13 protein-coding genes are annotated in these 16277 nt (G+C 65.2%); 5 read left to right on the forward strand and 8 right to left on the reverse strand.

Annotated features, from left to right (window positions below):
• Window positions 1-47 precede the first annotated feature (47 nt).
• Window positions 48-1088: an ion transporter gene (locus BFX80_RS15580; protein WP_084209376.1), complete on the forward strand. Its 1041-nt coding sequence runs from the start codon at window positions 48-50 to the stop codon at window positions 1086-1088.
• Between the two features lie 104 nt (window positions 1089-1192).
• Here the strand turns inward: BFX80_RS15580 and BFX80_RS15585 are convergent, their stop codons facing one another.
• The 3 genes from BFX80_RS15585 to BFX80_RS15595 form a co-directional block, all read right to left on the reverse strand.
• A complete protein-coding gene (locus BFX80_RS15585) occupies window positions 1193-2002 on the reverse strand; it encodes a 5'-nucleotidase, lipoprotein e(P4) family (protein WP_240499607.1) in 810 nt (269 codons plus the stop codon).
• 175 nt (window positions 2003-2177) lie between these two features.
• Window positions 2178-2801 (reverse strand): L-threonylcarbamoyladenylate synthase, encoded by a 624-nt coding sequence (locus tag BFX80_RS15590; RefSeq protein WP_077378966.1) that lies wholly within the window; start codon window positions 2799-2801, stop codon window positions 2178-2180.
• Window positions 2802-2942: 141 nt separating this feature from the next.
• A complete protein-coding gene (locus tag BFX80_RS15595) occupies window positions 2943-3947 on the reverse strand; it encodes a PHP domain-containing protein (protein ID WP_240499608.1) in 1005 nt (334 codons plus the stop codon).
• A 255-nt stretch (window positions 3948-4202) separates the two neighbouring features.
• Between BFX80_RS15595 and BFX80_RS15600 the strand changes: the two genes are divergently transcribed.
• The 3 genes from BFX80_RS15600 to mnmC all read left to right on the forward strand — a co-directional run bounded on the left by BFX80_RS15600 (window position 4203) and on the right by mnmC (window position 7569).
• Entirely contained in the window at window positions 4203-4784 is a 582-nt protein-coding gene (locus BFX80_RS15600; RefSeq protein ID WP_077378961.1) for a septation protein A, read from the forward strand.
• On the forward strand, window positions 4784-5083 hold the full coding sequence (locus tag BFX80_RS15605; RefSeq protein ID WP_077378958.1) for a YciI family protein: 300 nt from the start codon (window positions 4784-4786) through the stop codon (window positions 5081-5083). The genes BFX80_RS15600 and BFX80_RS15605 overlap by 1 nt, the downstream gene beginning before the upstream one ends.
• A 143-nt stretch (window positions 5084-5226) precedes the next feature.
• A complete protein-coding gene (gene mnmC, locus BFX80_RS15610) occupies window positions 5227-7569 on the forward strand; it encodes an FAD-dependent 5-carboxymethylaminomethyl-2-thiouridine(34) oxidoreductase MnmC (RefSeq protein WP_338079120.1) in 2343 nt (780 codons plus the stop codon).
• 72 nt (window positions 7570-7641) lie between these two features.
• Here the strand turns inward: mnmC and BFX80_RS15615 are convergent, their stop codons facing one another.
• A complete protein-coding gene (locus BFX80_RS15615) occupies window positions 7642-8379 on the reverse strand; it encodes a response regulator (RefSeq protein WP_084209824.1) in 738 nt (245 codons plus the stop codon).
• A gap of 63 nt (window positions 8380-8442) precedes the next feature.
• On the reverse strand, window positions 8443-10197 hold the full coding sequence (locus BFX80_RS15620; protein WP_240499609.1) for an ATP-binding protein: 1755 nt from the start codon (window positions 10195-10197) through the stop codon (window positions 8443-8445).
• A 269-nt stretch (window positions 10198-10466) separates the two neighbouring features.
• Between BFX80_RS15620 and BFX80_RS15625 the strand changes: the two genes are divergently transcribed.
• Entirely contained in the window at window positions 10467-11777 is a 1311-nt protein-coding gene (locus tag BFX80_RS15625) for a 2-hydroxycarboxylate transporter family protein (protein WP_084209380.1), read from the forward strand.
• A gap of 168 nt (window positions 11778-11945) precedes the next feature.
• On the opposite strand, the gene BFX80_RS15630 is transcribed toward BFX80_RS15625, so the two are convergent.
• From BFX80_RS15630 to BFX80_RS15640, 3 genes are all read right to left on the reverse strand, one after another.
• A complete protein-coding gene (locus BFX80_RS15630; RefSeq protein WP_240499610.1) occupies window positions 11946-12248 on the reverse strand; it encodes a YheU family protein in 303 nt (100 codons plus the stop codon).
• A gap of 74 nt (window positions 12249-12322) precedes the next feature.
• Window positions 12323-14431, reverse strand: a complete 2109-nt coding sequence (gene ligA / locus BFX80_RS15635; RefSeq protein ID WP_157109530.1) for an NAD-dependent DNA ligase LigA — start codon at window positions 14429-14431, stop codon at window positions 12323-12325.
• 424 nt (window positions 14432-14855) lie between these two features.
• On the reverse strand, window positions 14856-16115 hold the full coding sequence (locus BFX80_RS15640; RefSeq protein WP_077378945.1) for a cell division protein ZipA: 1260 nt from the start codon (window positions 16113-16115) through the stop codon (window positions 14856-14858).
• Window positions 16116-16277: the final 162 nt, after the last annotated feature.

A 16277-nucleotide genomic window follows, 5' to 3' on the forward strand; every position in this document is an offset into this window, starting at 1 on the left:
GCGTCGCAGCCCGCCCCGGCGCTGCGACGCCAGTCAAGGAAGCCTGCATGCCTGAACGCCAAGGGCCGGCCAACGAATACGGCAGTACGTCACAATCCGCCACCGCCCCCCCTCGCTCCAGCGATTTCGAGCCGGCCAGCGGCAGGCTGCGCGCCCGGCTGTTCCACTGGATCTTCGAGTCCGACACCAAGGCGGCCAAGGCCTTCGATATCGCGCTGGTCGCGATGATTCTCGCCAGCGTCGCCGTGGTGATGCTCGATAGCGTGCCATCGCTGAATGCCCGCCATGGGGAGCTGTTCCGCATCCTGGAATGGACCTTCACCCTGCTGTTCACGCTGGAATACGCAGTACGCCTCTATTGCCTCAAACATCCCGGCACCTGGGCGAAGGGCTTCTACGGCGTGCTCGACCTGCTGTCGATCGCCCCGACCTGGCTCTCGCTGCTGATTCCGGGGGCGCAGGCACTGCTGGTGGTGCGCGTGCTGCGCGTGCTGCGGTTGTTCCGCGTGCTGCGCCTGATGGCCTTCGTCGGCGAAGGTCGCATGCTGGTCGAGGCTCTCGCGCGCAGTCGTCGCAAGATCCTGCTGTTCTTCATCACCGTACTCAGCATCATCACGGTATTCGGTGCCCTGATCTATCTGATCGAACCCCCGGAAGCCGGCTTCACCTCCATCCCCAAGGCGCTCTACTGGGCGGTGGTGACGCTGACCACGGTGGGCTACGGCGATATCGCCCCCATCACGCCCTTGGGCCAGTTCATCTCGGCGATGATGATGATACTGGGCTATTCGATTCTCGCCGTGCCCACCGGCGTGTTCTCGGCCGAGGTGCTCAACGGCCTGCGCATGCAGCAGACCAGCGATGAAGCCTGCCCCGGCTGTGGCCGTGAGGGCCATGATCGCAATGCCAAGTACTGCAAGTTCTGCGGCACCTGGCTGGATGAAGACACGCGTGACCCACGCGAGCCTGAGCCTGAACCAGAGCCTGAGACAGACCCAGAACCCGGACCTGAGCCCGACGCCGAGCCGCCAGCGAAGGAGGAAACCGCCTCCCCAGGCGACGACTCCCCCGACCGCGACCGCAGCTGACGAGGCCGAGTGTCACTCGGCACACGGCAACGCCTCGGAAATGACAACGCCCCCGAGACCGCAAGGTCCGGGGGCGTTGTCATTCAGCCGGAAGCCGGCAAGGGCTAGCGGTCAGAGAAGGGCTTGTCCCAGGCGGTCAGCGTGGCCTCACTCCAGCTGCCGTAGGAGGCATTCGGCAACATGATCCAATCCTTGCCGAAATGCTGCGCCTGCTCCGCGACCAGCGCCTTCTGCTGCTCGGGCGTCTTGTCGGAGAAGTCATCCGCGAAATCATGCAGGCTGTCGCCCAGCTGCATCACGATGTCGTGATCCTTCGCGATCGCCTGGCGACGCACTGACTTGCTCGGCCCCAGCAGGCGCACATGGGCGTCATCGACACCGGGCAGACCCAGGGCTTTCAGCGTGGTGACCGTGGCGTCCTTGTTCTCCTCGTAGCGATCCGACACGTAGTAGATCGCCACGCCACGCGATGCGGCAAGTTCGAGGAACTCTCTGGCCCCCGGAATCAGGGTCGGCTTGCCCTCTCGTTCCCACGCCTTCCAGGTGTCCCAGCCCGTGAAGTCATGACAGGCCTTCAGGTCACGCACCAGCAGCGCGGAGTTGTCGATCACGGTTTCATCAAGGTCGGTCATGATCGCGGCAGGTTTCTCGTCATCACGAGATGCCAGCAGTGTCTCCAGCTGACGTGTCGCCAGCGCATAGCTCTGACGCTGCAGGGCCGCGACTTCCGCCGATTGCTGCTGATAGCGCAGTGCCATGGCATATGCTGCCGGCGGACACTGCGCTGCCTCGGGTGTCTCGGCCGCCTGACTGACGGGAGCGACTCCCAGGCCCATGATTCCTGCCAGTGTCGCGACCCTGGTGGCTCTCGCCAGCAATGAGACACGCGCTTGAGATGAAAACGTGATCGGCATCGATGATCCTCTGTGCATGATAGGTATGTCGTTGAATTATCAAGACAGCCGAATATTAACACTCAGCGTTATTGAATTCCTGTTCAACGACCTCGCCTGCCATGTCACCATCCGCTTCTCGTCGTCATGAGCAACGCGTCATGAGCATCTCGCCACGCGCGTCATGCGGCGTGCCTCACTCGACGAAGTTCGAGATGTCGCCTCGTCCTTCGCGCACGATGACGGGCGGCAGGTCGCGCAGGTCCACCACGCTGGTGGCCTCCAGGCGGCAGGCCCCACCATCGATGATCAGATCCAGCGCATGCCCGAAGCGCTGGCGGATCTCTTCCGGGTCCGTCATCGGCAGCTCCTCGCCCGGCGGAATCAGCGTCACGCTCATCAGCGGTTCGTGATGTGCCTCCAGCAAGGCATGCGTGATGGCATGGTCCGGTACGCGCACGCCGATGGAGCGACGCTTGGGATGCAACAGCAGGCGTGGCACTTCGGTGGTCGCGTGGAGGATGAAGGTGAAGGCTCCGGGCGTGTGGCTCTTGAGCAGTCGGAAGACGGCATTGTCCACCTTGGCGTAGGTACCGATTTCCGACAGATCCGAGCACATCAGGGTGAAGTTGTGCTTGTCATCGAGTTCACGCAGACGCTTGATGCGCTCGATGGCTTTCTTCTCGCCCAAGTGGCAACCCAGTGCATAGCCGGAATCGGTCGGGTAGGCGATCACGCCCCCTTGCCGAATGATGGCAACCGCTTGATCGATAAGACGTTTCTGCGGGTTTTCAGGGTGTATCTGGAAAAACTGTCCCATGCGGCGCTCCTTGCGTCAGCACAGTGCGCCGGACACTGGCGCACTGATCTCGGCGAACTCTCGACAAATTCTCGGCGAACTCTCGACAAGACCGGCCTGACACGACGCGACACGTCAGTCAGGCCGGCCCAGCCATCTCTATCACATGGTGGCGGTGGCGGCCGCAAAAAAGGGTGCAAGGCGCGGATGACACCAGACGGGCGGCACTCTGGTGCGCGGTGGCGGACTCATGCTGCCGGGTGCCAGCGGCCCCCCGGGGAAGTGGAAATCACTGCCGACGGAAGCATAGAGGCCCAGTTCATCCAGCTGACGCGCCAGGTCACGCGCACGGTCGATGTTCTGGAAGCCGCTGACCAGCTCGGCGGCCTCACCGCCGGCAGAGATGAAGTCCCGCAGCAGCTCACCGCGCTTGGTGCGGGTGAGCTTGTAGCGCATCGGGTGCGCCATCACCGCGACACCGCCATCGGCACGTATCCATCCCACCGCCTCTTCCATCTCGGGCCAGTGTGCCTTGACGTCGCCCTTCTGGCCGGAGCCCAGGTGACGCTTGAAGGCATCCTGAAGATCACGGGCCAGCCCCGCCTCCACCAGCGCGCGCGCGAAGTCGGGCCGCGACAGGGGGCGGTCTCCCGACCCGCTGAGCGTGGCCTGCTCACGGGCACGCTGCATGGCATCACTCAGTCCCAGCTTCTCCATGCGCGCGGCGATCTCGTGACTGCGCCGCTCACGTGCATCATGTTGCTGCCTGAGGCCGGCGCTCAACGCGTCTCCGGCGCCCTCGGGCATCAGCGCCACCAGGTGGATGGTCTGATTGCGCCAGCGCACGGACAGCTCGCAGCCCGGCAGCAGGGTGACGCCATGGGCAATCGCCGCCTGCTGAGCCTCGAAGATGCCTTCCATGCTGTCGTGATCGGTCAGTGACATGCGCGAGACGCCGCGCCGCGCGACCAGCGCGACCAGCTCTGCCGGCGCCATGCCGCCATCGGAGGCGGTCGAGTGCATGTGCAGGTCGATGTCCGGCACCTCGATGTCCGTCTCGAAACGCTGGGGCAGCGCGCGGGGGACCGGACGGGCAGGCGGTGGCGATGATGGCTGGTGAGCGGGCGACTCGGATGTCGGCGGATGGTCGGACAGGACGTCGGACACGGGAAAACCTCTCGGGATGAACGTCCAGAGCCTAGAGTTGCCGATCATGCTGGCAAGCCCTCGGCAGGGACGTCAGGGGCAGTGTTGACTGCCGTATATGTCTGGAAGCCACATGGGCTTTGTCAGCAGGCAGCAATGGCGGCAGAATGAACGCATGCAGGCAAGGGTGCGCCGCTGGTTGCCAAAGGATACCACTCGCACAAGCCCTTGCCTTCCCGACGGCACCGCCGTCGTGTCCAGGAGTGTGTGTTTCTCATGAAGATGTTGCTCGACTTTCTGCCGATCGTGATCTTCTTCGCCGTCTACAAGACGACTGGCGACATGATCATGGCCACGGCCGTACTGATCCCTGCCACCCTCGCCCAGGTGCTCTATATCTACTGGCGTCACAAGCGTGTCGAGAAGATGCAGCTGGTCACGCTGGCGCTGGTCGTCGTGCTGGGTGGCGCGACCGTGCTGTTCGGCAACAGCGCCTTCATCCAGTGGAAGCCGACCGTGGTCAACTGGCTGTTTGCCGTCGCCTTCCTGCTCTCGCCGCTGTTCGGCGGCAAGCCGCTGGTGGAGCGCATGATGGAGAAGGCGATCCAGCTGCCGCGTGCCATCTGGCACCGCCTCAACCTGGCGTGGGTGGTATTCTTCCTCGCCATGGGCGGCCTCAACATCTATGTCTTCAGCCACTATTCGGAAGACATCTGGGTCGATTTCAAGCTGTTCGGCATGCTTGGCCTGACACTGCTGTTCGTCATCGTTCAGGGCGTCTATCTGTCCCGTCACATGGTGCAGGCCCCTCAGGAAGAGTCTTCCTCTTCCACCTCTTCACATAAGGATGATTCGTGATGCTGTATTCCATTGTCTGTCAGGATGTCGAAGGTAGTCTCGAAGCGCGCATGGCAGCACGACCGCCACATCTGGCACGTCTTGAGGCCCTGAATGCCGCAGGCCGTCTGGTCATCGCCGGCCCCAACCCGGCCATCGACAGCGAAGCACCGGGAGACGCCGGCTTCAGCGGCAGCGTCATCATCGCCGAGTTCGATTCCCTCGAAGAGGCCCAGAAGTGGGCCGATGCCGATCCCTTCGTCATCGCCGGTGTCTATGCAAGCGCCGAAGTGAAGCCGTTCAAGCAGACACTGCCCTAGTCCTGACTGCCGCTCGGCCGGTGACCGGCGGCTTCGCCCCCTGACGACGGACAGCCTGGCTGTCCGTCGTCTGCGTTGGAGACGTTGCCCGGCCACTGCCCTGATGCCCTGCTCTCCCGCTCGACCTCCTGCCAGGAATGCCCGTGAACGATCGTCCCTCCTCCCCCCGCCAGCCCGCTTCCGCCACGCCTGAGCCGTCCGCATCGTCAGTGTCCGACGCGGCGCCGAAGGACAGGCCGGACGCCATGACACGCAAGCCTGCGACGACGCCACCGAGCGCGATCGACCCTGTCACGGCACCCGGCGTGGTGCCGGAGGTCCCGCTGGCACCGCTGGCCGCGCTGGAAGAGGCACGCCTTGAATGGGATGACGCGGCCCCACAGGCCATGGATTACGGGGATGTGTACTTCTCGATCCACGATGGCCGCGCCGAGACCGTACACGTCTTCCTCGACAGCAACCGGCTGAGCGAGCGCTTCCGTGACTGGCGGGAAGCGCGCCCCTTCGTGATCGGCGAGACCGGCTTCGGCACCGGCCTCAACATCCTGTGCGCCGCCCAGCGCTTTCTGGCCACGGCACCCGCCGAGGCACGCCTGCATGTCGTCTCGGTGGAAAAGCATCCGATGCGTGCCGCGGACCTCGAACGCGCGCTGTCCGCCTGGCCGGATCTCGCCTCATTGGCGAAACCGCTGGTGGCACAATGGCCGGCTGCGGTACTCGGCGTGCATCGTCTGTGGCTGGATGAGCGCATCACGCTGGATCTGCACTTCGGCGATGCCGTCGAGCGCCTGTCACGCCTCGAAGGAGGCGTGGATGCCTGGTTCCTCGATGGCTTCTCGCCGTCGAAGAATCCGGAAATGTGGTCACCGGCGCTGTTCGCGGCCATGGCCGGCATCTCGCATCCCGAGGCGACCTTCGCCACCTTCACCGCCGCGGGCTTCGTGCGGCGCGGCCTGCGGGCGGCAGGCTTCGCCTGGCGCAAGGTGCCCGGCCATGGCATGAAGCGCGAGATGATCTGCGGCGAGCTGGACGCTGCCACCTCGGCGGCGCGCGCCGAGCTGATGGGGCTTTCCGAAAGGCAGGAACAGCATGTCCAGCCCCGGCCCTCGCTGACATCGCCCGCACAGCGCGGGGTGCTTCATCCGCTGCGCCGGGAACAGCCCTGGACGCAGCCGCCCCAGCCGGCGCCCATCTCCCGCGAGACACACGTCGCGGTACTTGGCGCTGGCATCGCCGGCACCAGCTGCGCCGAGGCGCTGGCGCGGCGTGGCGTGAAGGTCACGCTGATCGACGCCGAAGCCCCCGGTGCGCGGGCCTCCGGCAATACCCAGGGGGCGCTCTACGTGAAGCTGGCCGCCGAGACCAACCCTGCCAGCCGCTTCCAGCTGGCCGCGTTGCAATACAGCCGGCGCTGGCTGGCAAGCCTCGACCCCGAGCAGACCCTGTGGTCCGCCAGCGGCGTGCTGCAGCTGGCCACCAGCGAGCGTGAGCGCAAGCGCCAACAGCGCTTCGCGGACAATCACCCGCTGCCCGAGGCGCTGCTCAGGCCGGTCACTGCCGACCAGGCCAGCCAGATCGCCGGCAGCGAGATCACCTTCGATGGCCTCTTCTATCCCGTCGCGGGCTGGGTGCGTCCGAAGGCGCTGTGTCAGCACCTCGCCGCCACGCCGGGCGTCAACTTTCGGCAGGCGCGCATCGAGGCCATTCAGTCGCTGGGGGCCGAGGAAGGCAGAGAGGAAGGCGGAAAGACAGGCAACGGCGCGCCACGCTGGCAGCTGCAAGCCAGCGACGGCAGCTGTCTGGAAGTGGATCAGCTGATCGTCGCGCTGGGGGAGCAGACACACCTGCCCGAGCCGCTCGCGCATCTGCCGCTGCAGCCGATTCGTGGTCAGGTCAGCGAGATCACGGTGCCGCCCGAACAGGCAGCAGGGCTGCCCATGCTCGACAGCGTGGTGTGTGCCGGTGGCTATGTCTCGCCCTGTCAGCGTCACGCCGACGGCAGCGTGACGCTCAGCTTCGGCGCGACCTTCGCCCCGCGCGATGAGGATGACTCGGTACGTGAAGCAGACCACATCGCCAATGTCGCCGAGCTGCGCAGTGCGCTGCCCGCCTTCGTCGCTGCCTGGGAGCAGGCGCGTGGCGTCAGGCTGGAAGACGATGCCTGGCAGGGGCGTGTCGCCTGGCGCGCCGCCAGCCCCGACAAGAGCCCGCTGGCCGGCCCGGCACCGGACGCCGCGCAATGGCGTGAGGATTACGCCGCCATGGCCTTCGATGCGAAAAAGCGCGTGCCGTCACTGAGCGGCGCCCATTTGCCCGGCCTGTGGCTCTCCACCGCGCATGGCTCACGCGGCTTCACCACCGCACCGCTGTGTGCGGAGCTGATCGCCTCACAGCTGTGCGGCGAGCCGCTGCCGCTGGAGCGCGAACTGGCCGAGCACCTGCACCCGGGACGCCGCCTGATCCGCGATATCGTGCAGCGGCGCTGAGGCATTGGCGGACACTGGCAGACATGGGTGGACACCGGCTGAGGCAGAGGGCTCGCCCTCCGATGACGCCTTTCAGGGGAGCCGGCACTGCCTGGCAAGCGCCTGACGATCGATGACCTGATAGGTGAAGGAGGGGCGGCCTATCTGGCCGTAGTGGAAGGCCTCGCTGAGCATGCCGCAGGCCGCCAGATGGCGCAGGTACTTGCGGATGGTCACGCGCGACATGCCCGTGGCGCTCAGCAACGCCTCGCTGGTGAAACTGTCTTCAGCGCGTGGCAGCGCCTGGATGGCACCGGCGACCAGCGCCAGGGACGCTGCCGTCACACCCTTGGGCAGGCGGCCATCAGACACCGTCCCCGCCGCGCCACTGACCGCCATGTGCGAGCCGAACAGCTGGTCCAGCTGCTGCTGACTGACCTCCCCCTCGAGACTCTCCAGCTGCTGGCGACCACGCCGTGCCAGTGCCAGTGCCTGCTGGAAGCGGGCGAAGCTGAAGGGTTTGACCAGGTAATCGCAAACCCCGAGCGCATGCGCGCTGCGCACCGTGTCCGCCTCACTGGCGGCGGTGATCAGGATCACCTGGATGTCAGGGGCGGCATGGCGTCTCAACCAGCGCAATACCTCCAGACCGCTGCGGCTGCGCAGATAGACATCCAGCAGCACCAGGTCCACCGCCTCCTGCGCCAGCACCTCCAGCGCCGCGGCGACATCCTCGCACTGGGCGACCAGGCGCATGCCATCGATACGATTGAGGTATTCGACATTGAGACGCATGACCATGGGGTCGTCTTCGACTATCAGCACACGCATGCGCTCAGGCTCCTTGATCATGCGGGGTCTTGGACGGCAGCCGTCCAACGACGTGAAATGCGCTCAGGGCGCCGCAGTGGGCGACCGCTGGCAGGGCAAGGTCAGCTCGACCAGGGTGCCGCCGCCCGGGGGCGAGTAGAAGTGCCAGTCTCCCGCGCGCGCGGTCACGATCTCCTGTACCAGCGACAGCCCCAGCCCGCGACCTTCACCACGACTGCTTACCCCCGCCGCGCGCGCCGTCTCCATGAGCTCCGCCGACATGCCGGGGCCGTTGTCTGCCACGCTGATCGACAACTGGGCCTCTGACGCCTCACCCACGGATTCCAGCATCAGGCTCAGAGTGACGGCCGGGGCGTGTGTGGCATCGTCCATTTCCTCCAGCGCTTCGAAGGCATTGTCGAGCAGATTGCCGATCACGCTGACCAGATCATGGCTCAAGCTGCGCTCCAGCACCGGCAGCACGGCCTGAGACAACTCGGACTGAGACAGCGCTGCGCCGGGCATCTCCCGGTGCTCGGGCCGTGCATGATGCCACTCGACGTCCAGCTCGACATTGAGCGCGATGCCACGCTCGCGAGCCTCACTGTGCTTGCCGATCAGCAATCCTGCCAGCAGAGGGTCCGCGATGCGCTCGGCGGCCGCGGCATCCGCTGGCAGCTCCCGCTCCACCAGCAATGCCAGGTAATCTCGCAGGCCGTCGAGGTCCTGCATCTGCGTCAGCCCTGACAACACATGCAACCGATTGCGAAACTCATGGCGCGCGGCGCGCAGTGACTCTGCCTGTCGGCGGACGCCGGTCAGCTCCTCGGCAAGGCGCTGCATGCGGTCGTGCTCACGCAATACCAGCACGCCGCCCATGAGATGCTCGCCATCATGCACCCGCTGGCAACGCACCCACAATCGTCGCCCGTCATGGGTGACCTGACGCAGGCGAGCCGCGTCCTGCTCCGCCACCGGCGAGTGCGCGGCTAGACACTCGTGCATGCCGGTATCGGGCAACCACGCCTCAAGGCATTCTCCCGGTTCGGGGGCCGTCCCCAGCAGCTCGCGCGCCGCGGCATTCACCAGGGTGACATGCCCCTCGGGGTCGACCACGATGATGCCCTCTTCCAGGCTGGCCAGCACCGCCTGATGCTCTTCCACCAGACGCGCGATGGCCGCCGGCTCCAGCCCCTTGAGCTGTCTGCGCAGATAGCGTGCCAGCCCCAGCGCCCCCAGCGTGCCGAACAGCATCAGGATGCCCAACCCGATCAGCAGCTGACGCTTCTCATCGGCCAGCCGCCGTCCCAGCGAATCCAGCGTGATGCCGATGGCAACGGCGCCGATGACGGAACGCGCTTCGCCATCGGATGCAGAGGCCATCACCGGGGCAAAGCTGCGCAGGCTTTCGCCGAGCGTACCGCGGGATTCGGAGAGATAGGCTGCGCCTCCGAGCGCACGTTGCTCGTCTCCCCCCTGAAACGGCTGGCCGATCCGCGCGGGCTCCGGGTGACTGAGTCGCACGCCGTCCGGACGCATCACCACGATGAAGTCGACGGCATTCTCGCGGCGCAGCCGCTCGATGCGTGCCGCCAGGCGGCTGTCCGCGACGGGAGGCGCTGCCTGCGAGGCGTTGGCTTCGCTCAAGGTGGCGCGCACCTCAGGCAGCCGCGCGATGCGTTGCGCGAGGGCGGCGATGCGCTGTCCCTGTATCTCATGCTGGGTCCGCTCCAGCTGCGCACTGAAGAGCCAGGCCGCGACCAGCAGACTGACGATCACCATGCCGGCAGCCAGCAGCGAGGTCAGCGCGCTCAGTCCGGGTTGAGAAGAATGCAACACGCCAGACAGTCCACGTGCCCCCTTGGTGGCATGGCCAATTCGCCCAGCACGTGAGCGAGCCGCGCCATGCGGTTTCATAAGTTTCAAAAGGCTTTCTTTAATTCGCAAAACTTGGCCCTCGAAAGCCACATCGTAAGCTCCCTGTGACGCGCATCCACTGCGCGGACATGATGTCCCACCTTGTCCCAACCGATCCCGCGATGCCACGCCAGCGCATCCGGACATGACAACAGGTCCTGCAACGACAGAGTGCAGGACAAGGAGCCTGCATGACACATTCCTCGCAGACCGCCACGGCCACGCCTGCCGACGAGTCGCCTTACCTGAAGACACGCATCTTCGGCATGTCCCTGCCGATCTTCGCCCTGTCGTTTCTGGTCCTGATCGCCGCCATCGCCACCGATACCCTGCCGGCGGGCATGATCGGCGCCCTGATGGTCATGATGGTCCTCGGTGAGCTGCTGGGCTTTCTGGGTGATCGCCTGCCGATCATCAACAGCTACCTGGGAGGCGGAGCGATTCTCGCCATCTTCGGTGCCGCAGCGCTGGTCTATAGCGGCTGGCTGCCACAGGATGTCACGGCCAGCGTCAGCGAGTTCATGAAGGCCGGCGGCTTTCTGAATTTCTACATCGCGGCACTGATCACCGGCAGCATTCTCGGCATGGACTCCCGCGTGCTGGTCAAGGTCGGGGCACGCTTCGCGCTGCCGCTGCTGTGCTCGGTGCTGTTCGCGGCACTCTTCGCGATGCTGGTCGGCTGGATCATGGGCTTCTCGCCCAAGGATGCCGTCATGGTCATCGCCCTGCCCATCATGGGCGGTGGCATGGGGGCAGGCGCCGTGCCGATGAGCCAGATCTACGAGCAACTGCTGGGACAGCCGGCCAGCTATTACATCTCGATCCTGGTACCGGCGCTGGCGCTGGGCAATGTCTTCGCCATCATCATCGCCGGGCTGCTCAACGGGCTTGGCAAGCGCTTCCCGTCACTGACCGGCGGCGGCCAGATGATGCCGGGTGTCGATGTCCGTGAAGAGAAGAGCGCGCCTGATCTCTCCCAGCTGGGCATCGGCATGGTCATCGCCCTGAGCTTCTTCGTCGCCAGCCAGATTCTCGGCAAGGTCATCCCGCTGCACCCCTACGCGCTGATGATCATCGCGGTTGCCGTACTCAAGTGCGCCAACCTGGTGCCGGAAAGCATCAACCAGGCCGCCGCTCAATGGTTCCGTTTCGTCGCGGGCAACTGGACCTTCGCGCTGCTGTTCGGCATCGGCGTGGCCTACACCGACCTGGGCCAGGTGATCGACGCCATCACCATCACCTACGTGGTGATCGTCTTCGGTGTCGTCGCCGGTGCCGCCTTCGGTGCAGGGCTGGTGGGCAAGCTGGTCGGCTTCTATCCCATCGAGTCCGCCATCACCGCTGGCCTGTGCATGGCCAACATGGGCGGCACGGGTGACGTCGCGGTCCTCTCGGCGGCCAATCGCATGCAGCTGATGCCCTTCGCGCAGATTTCCTCGCGCCTGGGCGGGGCCTTGATCCTGCTGATCTCGAGTCTGGTCGTGCCGATGTGGTTCGCATGATCCGCCCTCGATTCGCATGATCCGCCCTCGATAGGAGCACCGACGCCAGGTGCCTCGACAGACGCGGCAGGAACGACGACGCCCCCGGCCTGTGCCGGGGGCGTCGTCGTTTCCAGGGACAGGAGCAAGGTCAGGGCTTCGCCAACGGATCATGACCGCTGGCCGGGCTCAGTCGCCCTCTTCCTCATCGTCTGCCAGCTGACGCCCGAAGGACTGCCATTGCTCCAGCGTCATCACCTCGGTGGATTCGGTGCCGATGTCATGGACGATCAACAGCTTGCCGCGTGACAACTGGCCTTCCAGCTCCGCGACCCAGCCAGCCATGCCTTCGCCGACATCGGTGGTGTCATAGCCCTGACGGGTGACGAAGGTCTCCAGCAGGGCACGACGCGTGTCGGCGGGCAGCATGGTCTGCGGCACCTCGATGAAGCGATCCTTCGGGTCCATCTGATCAAGCGGCATCTGACTCATGGGTAGCTCCTGTTCATCCGTGGAACGTGACGCAGCCATTGGCGCCTGCGGTGCATCATTCAGCGTGTCCGTACTCATGCATCCTCTCCTGCGCTGTCTTGCGCATCGGCTTTCTGCGCGTCCGAATCTGAATCTGAGCCTGAAACTGAGTCGGTGCCGGCTTCCCACTCGGCCAGACGCGCCACGAAGGCCGCTTCATCCAGCACCGTGAGCCCCAGCTGCATGGCTTTCTCGAGCTTGCTGCCCGCCGCCTCCCCGGCGACGACACCAGCGGTCTTCTTCGAGACACTGCCCGCCACCTTGGCGCCCAGCGCCTGCAGGCGCGCCTTGCCTTCATCACGCGTCATGCTGTCGAGACTCCCCGTCAGCACCCAGGTCTGGCCTGCCAGCGGCTGGGGCCGCTCGCCGATCTCGACCTCTTCCCAGCGCAGACCACAGGCGAGAAGCGCTTCCAGCGTCTCGTTGTTGGTCGCTTGCTGGAAGAAGGTCTGGATATGCGCCGCGACGATGGGGCCGACATCTTCCACGGCTTCCAGCGCGGGTTGATCCGCCGCGCGCAGCGCCTCAAGCGTACCGAAGTGCGTGGCCAGATTCGCCGCGGTGGCTTCGCCGACTTCCCGGATACCGAGGGCATAGATGAAGCGCGCCAGGGTGGTGTGGCGGCTCTTGTCCAGCGAGGCGACCAGATTGGCGGCGGACTTCTCGCCCATGCGCGGCAGCTCGGCCAGCGTGGCAGCGTCGAGATGGAACAGATCCGCCGGTGTCTTGACCAGCTCACGCTCGATCAGCTGCTCGATCAGCTTCTCGCCGAGGCCATCGACATCCAGCGCCTTGCGGCTGGAGAAGTGCTTGAGGGCTTCCTTGCGCTGGGCGGCGCAGATCAGTCCGCCCGCGCAGCGTGCCACCACCTCGCCTTCGAGACGTTCGATCTCGGAGCCACACACCGGGCAGCCGTCCGGCAGCACGATGGCTTCGCGGCTGGCACCTTCGCTGGCGACCCGCACCACCTGCGGGATGACATCGCCGGCCCGCCGGATGATCACGCTGTCACCGATCTGCACGCCGAGACGTTCCACCTCATCCATGTTGTGCAGCGTGGCATTGGAGACCACCACCCCGGCGACCTGCACCGGTGCCAGCCGGGCGACCGGTGTCAGCGCACCAGTCCGTCCGACCTGGAAATCGACCCCTTCCAGAGTGGTTTCCTGCTCCTGCGCGGGATACTTGAAGGCGATGGCCCAGCGCGGCGCGCGCGCCACGAAGCCCAGCTCGCGCTGCAGACGCAACGCATCCAGCTTGATGACCGCGCCATCGATGTCGTGATCAAGCCCTTCGCGCTGCTCGCCGAGACGGCGGGTGTACTCGATGATGCCTTGGGCACCGCGCACCACCTCAAGCTGCGGGCTGGTGCGAAAGCCATAGTCATTGAGCAGCGCCATCAGGCTGGAATGATTCTGACCGACCTCCGTGGCCAGCAGCGCCTCATCGAGGCGCGCGACCTGATAGGCACAGAACTCCAGCGGGCGCGAGGCAGCGATGCTGGAATCCAGCTGACGCAGACTGCCGGCGGCGGCATTGCGCGGATTGGCGAACACCTTGCCATCCTCGTCGCGGCCGCGCGCGTTCAGCGCCTCGAAGCCGGCGTGACTCATGTAGACCTCGCCGCGCACTTCAAGCAGCGCCGGCAGATCATCCCCCCGCAGCCTGAGCGGGATCGAGCGGATGGTGCGCAGATTGGTGGTGATGCCTTCCCCGGTACGTCCATCGCCGCGCGTCACGCCCTGCACCAGCACGCCATTCTCGTAGATGAGCGACACGGCCAGGCCATCGAGCTTGGGTTCACAGCAGAAGCTCAATGCCTCGCCTGCGTCTTCCGCATCGCCCAACTCCAGGGTTTTCGCCGCACGCTGCACGAAGGCACGCAGCTCATCGTCATCGAAGGCATTGTTGAGCGACAGCATCGGTACCGCATGCTGCACTTCCTCGAAACCGCTGGCCGGTGCGGCCCCGACACGCTGGGTGGGGGACTCCGACGTGATCAGCTGGGGGTAGTCGGCTTCCAGTGCCTCGAGACGGCGCAGACGCGTGTCGTAGTCGGCATCGGTCAGCGTCGGGTCATCCAGCACGTAATAGCGGTGGCTGGCCTCGAGCAGCTCGCGATGCAGCTGCGCGACCTCCTCCATCACCTTGGCAGGCACACCTTCCACCGCAGCCGGGGCAGCGGACTGAGGAACGCTCGAGGCGCTGGAATCATCGGCAGGGGCCGAAAACAGATCATCCTGGGCTGACATGACACTCACTCGAAACGGTGGCCTCATCAGCAGTGCCCAAAGGGCTGCGCTGATCGACCGGAAAGCGGGTGGCGACAGGTCCTCCGGCCTGAATCGCAGGGCCGGGGGGGGGTCGCCATGATGCCGTCATTGTACTCAAAGCGCTCGATGGACCCCACTCCCGGCTGAGAGGAAAGATCGCAGATGACACATGGCGTCAGGCGCTTCAGAACGAGGACGGAGAATCGCATGAAACACAAACGCCAACGGCGACCCGAAGGTCGCCGTTGGCGTTTGTGGCATGACGGACCCACTCTGAGAATGGCTCGCGAGTCGATCAGTTGGCCTGGTAGCGATGCAGACGATTGCGACGCTCGAACTCGTGCACCTGCTGGCGCTTGAACTCGATGGTCTGGGCCGTCATCACGCTGTGGTTCTCGTCCTTGAGCTCACCGCCCAGGCGACGCACCAGCAGCATGGCGATCTCGACCATGGTCTCGAAGGCGGCGGAGGTGTCGTCCGCGCCCGGCAGCGGCATCAGGAAGGTGACGCCATCCAGCTGACTGTCCACCATCTCGGCCGGCGTGAAGATCCCCGGCTTGACCACGTTGGCCATCGCGAACTGCAAGGGACTGTCGTCATCATCTTCCTCATGGCGCAGGAACAGCCCCATCTCGGAATGGCGCAGACCACAGGCCAGCGAGATGCCCAGCACGTCTTCACCGCTGAAGCCTTCCTCGCCACGCGCCATCACCGAGATGATGATGACTTCACTGGCATCAGCCAGGGTGTCACGTGCGAGCTGGTCATCGACCTGATTGCGCTCGGCACGCAGCACCAGCGGATGGCGATCATCCTCGGAGACTGTCGTGTCGGCTGCAGGCACGGCGGCCGCTTCCAGCGAAGGCTCCTTGCGCTCGGAAGCCGCGTGCTCGTCATCGGCCTGCTGGCCAGCGGAGAACGCTTCGGCCTTCACATCCTGACCTTCCTCGATCTCGGCCATCGGCTCGAGATCATCGGCCTGGGTGGAGGAGACGCTGATGCTGTCGTCCTCGGCGGTGATCACCGGCTTCTCATGGAAGTCCTCTTCGCGCGCCGTCTCTGACTGCTCGCTGGAGGCGGTGCCGAGCACAGGCTCGCGATGCGCCTCGTCATGCTCGTCGTCGCGCCGCGCGCCCAGACTGGCGGTCACGTCGCGCATCGACTGGCTGGCACGCGCCCCGAAGGCCGCCGCACGCTCGCCGAAGCCCTTGCGCTCCGGCGCTTCACGGCGCTCCATGGGCTGTGCTGGACGACTCGGTTGCGTCACCCGTGAGGCCTTGATGCCATGGGCATTGTCGAGCACGGCATCCTGCTCCGCCTCGGCCTGCGCTTCGGCATCGCCAACCACCCGGTAGCCGCCATTCGGCAGCTCCCAGTTGTCACGTTCTTCCTCTTCTTCCACCGCGGAAACACCCGCCTCTTCGGTGGAATCTTCCGTACCCGCTCGATCCAGTCGGGGTACTCGACGTTGACGTTGGAGCCTGCGCACACCGTCAACGACGATGATTGCGACCAGCACCAACCCCAACAAGATGAGCCACTCTCTCAATTCCATGGGTCATTAGCCTGTTTGCTTGGGCACCATGCACGTGAACAGCATAGCGCGATTGCAGAAAAAGGGGACATTTTTCGAATGTCAATCCTGTGGTGGTGACCTGCGCAATCGCCCTTCAATTATCCCTGACTGACACTATGACGCAAACTCGTAGTGCTTTCG

This window comes from Cobetia marina (assembly GCF_001720485.1).
Taxonomy (GTDB): Bacteria; Pseudomonadota; Gammaproteobacteria; order Pseudomonadales; family Halomonadaceae; genus Cobetia; species Cobetia marina.